Annotated in this window: 1 protein-coding gene; it reads left to right on the top strand. The window is 63.2% G+C overall.

All coding sequences use genetic code 11. The features are described 5' to 3' along the window. On the top strand, nucleotides 1-224 hold a 224-nt coding region (locus tag SB822_RS55845), incomplete at its 5' end, for an elongation factor 1-alpha C-terminal domain-related protein (RefSeq protein ID WP_410858943.1). Nucleotides 225-321 lie beyond the last annotated feature (97 nt).

Genomic DNA, 321 nt, shown 5'->3' with positions numbered 1-321 from the left:
GCATCGGCTCGATCAAGGAAGTGCTCGACGTGCATACGCTGTCGCAGTCGACGGATCGCCGCGAACTCGCGATGAACGACATCGGCCGCGTGGCGCTCACGTTGCAAAAGCCGCTGGTGTGCGACGTGTACGACTCGCATCAGGGCACGGGCGCGTTCGTGCTGATCGACGAAGCGACGCATCACACAGTCGCGGCCGGCATGATCCGCGCGTTCTCGGCGTAACGGTGATTGATTGGCAGCGAGCGCACTGACGAACAGGCTGACACACATGGGTAAGGTTTATCTGATCGGCGCGGGACCAGGCGCCGCCGACCTGGTC

The sequence above is a fragment of the Paraburkholderia sp. SIMBA_054 genome (assembly GCF_046534875.1).
In the GTDB taxonomy this organism is placed as follows: Bacteria; Pseudomonadota; Gammaproteobacteria; order Burkholderiales; family Burkholderiaceae; genus Paraburkholderia; species Paraburkholderia hospita.
Note: the sequence above shows the minus strand (reverse complement) of the source record. Positions and strands in the feature narration are given on the sequence as shown.